This window comes from Acetatifactor sp., assembly GCF_982438285.1.
Window position 1 is genome coordinate 1 of record NZ_CEWDFQ010000295.1, and the last position, 3,908, is coordinate 3,908.

Consider the following 3,908-nt stretch of genomic DNA (forward strand, 5'->3'; position numbering starts at 1 on the left):
ATATACGGATGAATTTGAGAGGCGTCTTGCAGCTTATCTTGGAGTAAAATTTTGCTCTTTAGTAAATTCAGGCTCTTCGGCCAATTTAATTGCATTTATGGCTCTGACCTCTCCTTTTTTAGGGGAACGCCGCATAAAGCGTGGAGATGAGATAATTACAGTGGCGGCAGGCTTTCCAACTACGGTGACTCCCGCCATTCAGTTTGGTGCGATTCCAGTATTTGTGGATGTGACGATTCCTCAATATAATATTGACGTATCAAAGTTGGAGGAAGCGATTTCAGAAAAGACAAAAGCGGTTATGATTGCGCATACCTTGGGGAATCCCTTTGATATCAGTGCAGTAAAAGCTTTTTGCGATAAATATAACCTGTGGCTTGTGGAAGATAACTGTGATGCTTTGGGATCAAAATATGTGATCAATGGTGAAGAAAAGTTTACCGGAACAATTGGAGATATAGGAACATCCAGCTTTTATCCGCCTCATCATATGACCATGGGTGAAGGAGGAGCAGTATATACCAATAATGCCCTTTTAAACAGGATTATACGCTCGTTTAGGGACTGGGGACGCGACTGTATTTGTCCATCGGGCAAAGATAATATGTGCGGTCATCGCTTTGATAAACAGTATGGAGAACTGCCGCTGGGATATGATCATAAATATGTATATTCTCATTTTGGCTATAATCTAAAAGCCACAGATATGCAGGCGGCGATAGGCTGCGCTCAGTTAGACAAATTTCCGCACTTTGTGGAGAAGAGGCGGCATAATTTTGACAGACTGAGGGCCGCGCTCACAGAGGCAGAGGACAAGCTGGTTTTGCCTGTTGCCTGTGAAAATTCCATCCCAAGCTGGTTTGGCTTTCTTATTACTTGCAGAGAGGGCATCGACCGTAATGCTGTTGTAAAATATGTGGAATCTAAAGGAGTACAGACCAGAATGCTATTTGCCGGAAATTTAACGAAGCATCCCTGTTTCGACGAAATGAGAGATACAGGAAAAGGATACCGGATAATAGGCGATCTGGCAAATACGGATAGAATTATGAGGGATACCTTCTGGGTGGGTGTGTACCCCGGCATGACGGATGAAATGATAGACTATATGGCCCAGATTATTAAAGAGGCTTTGTAAATTCAACTTGAAAAACAGAGGTAATAGAGTGAAAGTAAAAGTAGCAGATTACATTGTAGATTTTTTTATCCAAAAAGGAATTACAGATGTTTTTGGATATCCGGGAGGCATGGTGACGCACTTAATGGAGGCGCTTCGCCAGAAAGAGCATTCTATAAAAGCCCATGTTAATTATCACGAGCAGGCAGCGGCCTTTTGTGCCTGCGGATATGCACAGGCGAGTGGCATTCCGGGAATTGCATATGCTACCAGCGGACCGGGAGCAACAAACTTGATTACAGGAATATGCAACGCTTACTTTGACTCTATTCCTGCCATTTTTATAACTGGACAAGTAAATACATTCGAGAGTAAAAACGACTTGGGAGTGCGTCAGAGAGGGTTTCAGGAAACGGATATTGTTTCTATGCTAAAGGGCGTCACGAAGTACAGCTGTTATATCGCTGATGAACGTTTCATAAAACAAGAGTTGAATAAATGTTGGTATATTGCAAATGAAGGACGCAAGGGTCCCGTTTTGCTTGATATTCCAATGAATATCTTTCGGGCGGTTATAGATTTGGAGGAATGCCCAGATTTTAAAGAACCGGAAAAGAAGGAACAATCTACCCATGTTGATGAAATTATAAAAATGCTATGTAATTCAAAGCGTCCTGCTTTGTTGGTAGGCGCTGGCGCAAAAAATCAAAGAAGCCGGCGGCTGATTAAAGAATTTTTAAAGAAATTTCCGATTCCAACGGTTAGCAGCATGCCGGCTGTTGACGTTTTGGAGCATGATCATCCATTATATTTTGGCTTTATAGGAGCGTACGGCAATAGAACAGCCAATTTTATTGCGGCAAAGTGTGACTTACTGTTGGCAATGGGAACGAGAATGGATGTAAGACAAATCGGCGCTAAAAAAGAAAATTTTGCACCCAATGCAAAATTAATTCGTGTTGAAATTGACAGCGGAGAGCTCACAAATAAAATTAAAGAGGATGAAATCCAAATTTTTGGAGGCTTGGACGGTCTGATCGAACAAATCTTAGAGCCGGAAGGATATGCCTGTGAATATCAGGATTGGCTGAATATCTGCAATCACATAAAAAAAGAATTGAAAGATATTGATTCCAGAATGCCTAACAGAATGATTGCCGGTATTAGCAAGGAGATTTCCGAAGATGTGATTATAACAACTGACGTCGGGCAAAATCAGGTCTGGGTAGCTCAATCTTTCGAAACGAAACCAGGGCAGCAAATACTTTTCTCCGGTGGACATGGCGCTATGGGCTATTCACTGCCAGCAGCCATAGGAGCATATTATGCAAAGCGTACTAAGGTCATAAGTTTTAACGGGGATGGCGGCATACAGATGAATCTTCAGGAACTTCAGTTTGTTGCTCGTGAGAAGCTTCCGATTACCATAGTGATATTTAATAATTATGCTTTGGGCATGATTCGGCATTTCCAAGAAATGTATTTTGATCATCATTATTATCAAACAGTCGCTTCGGCGGGTTATAGCGTTCCTTCTTTCAGAAAAATAGCCGCAGCATATGATATTCGGTATTATGCTCTACGGTCAGAAGAGGATGTGCAGAAAATAGATTGGGATATTGAGGAGCCACAGATTGTAGAGGTAATTTTGACAGAAAATACGTATGTTTATCCCAAATTAGAATTTGGGAAACCGAATCAAGATCAGGAGCCTTTGCTGAACAGAGATCTATATAAAGAATTAATGGAGTTGTGATGTATGAATACAATTCTTGTGACGGGAGCTACAAGTTGTATTGCGGTATCGCTTATAAAAAGGCTGTTGAAGGATGGCTATTATGTCCATGCTGTTGTTCGGCCAAAATCGGATCATCTCATGCGGTTGCCTCAGCATGAAAATCTCAGGATTTATGAATTGGAAATGAGCGAAATTCACAAATTGGACGGGCTGGTGATAAATACAATAGACGCAGTTTATCATTTTGCCTGGGAGGGAGTCCGAGGAGCAAAGAGGGATGATAAAATGCTTCAGGAGAAAAATTATCATGCTTCAATTAAATGCGTAAAGGCGGCTGTTGAAAGCGGTATACCGTATTTCATAGGCATAGGTTCGCAGGCTGAGTATGGTATTACGGAGGGGTTGATTACTGAGGATGCCTGCCTGCGGCCGGTAACAGAGTATGGAAAGATGAAGGCAAGGACATTTTACACTGGCCAGAAAATTTGTGATGGCACCAAAACCCAATTTGTGTGGGCAAGAATATTCAGTGTTTATGGGAGAGAGGATGACAAGAACACCTTACTGATGCAATGTATCGAAAAGATGAAGAAAAATGAGACTATCGACTTGTCTCCTTGTGAGCATATGTGGGACTATACTTATATTGAAGACGTATCAGATGCTCTCTTGCTTTTGTTAAAGAAGAGAGTTCCGGCAGGAGCTTATAATATTTCTTATGGGGAGCCGCATGTGCTGAAAGAATATGTGTTGCGATTGAAACAAATGATAGGATCCGATAGTCAATTGAATTTTGGGAAAATTCCATATGGAAATCAAGGAGTCATACAGATGAATCCTTGCATTGACAAGATCAGGAAAGCTGTGGGATGGGAGCCCAAAACAGATTTTGAATCAGGAATCGAAAAAATTTTGGAGGAAGAGCAATGAAAACAATCAGTATCCTGATTCCCACTTATAATGAGGAAGAAAATATAAGACCATTGTCAGAAGCGATTTTAGAGGAGTTCCATAAAAATCTTCCTGATTATTCATATGAAATAGTATTTATTG

The 3,908-nt window shown here is 41.1% G+C and carries 3 protein-coding genes; all 3 read left to right on the forward strand.

Translation table 11 applies throughout. From position 1 onward, the window contains the following. The coding region (gene rfbH, locus AC1WIP_RS12680) for a lipopolysaccharide biosynthesis protein RfbH (protein WP_481142171.1) at positions 1-1,138 on the forward strand (1,138 nt) is incomplete at its 5' end. 28 nt (positions 1,139-1,166) lie between these two features. Further along, a complete protein-coding gene (locus AC1WIP_RS12685; protein WP_481142172.1) occupies positions 1,167-2,873 on the forward strand; it encodes a thiamine pyrophosphate-binding protein in 1,707 nt (568 codons plus the stop codon). A gap of 3 nt (positions 2,874-2,876) precedes the next feature. Further along, positions 2,877-3,785 carry an NAD-dependent epimerase/dehydratase family protein gene (locus tag AC1WIP_RS12690; protein ID WP_481142173.1) on the forward strand — a complete coding sequence of 303 codons (909 nt, stop codon included), beginning with the start codon at positions 2,877-2,879 and terminating at the stop codon, positions 3,783-3,785. Positions 3,786-3,908 lie beyond the last annotated feature (123 nt).

Bases quoted from the DNA above. Each gene is read 5' to 3' on its own strand.
- AC1WIP_RS12690 (WP_481142173.1), top strand. From the start codon at position 2,877: ATGAATACAATTCTTGTGACGGGAGCTACAAGTTGTATTGCGGTATCG.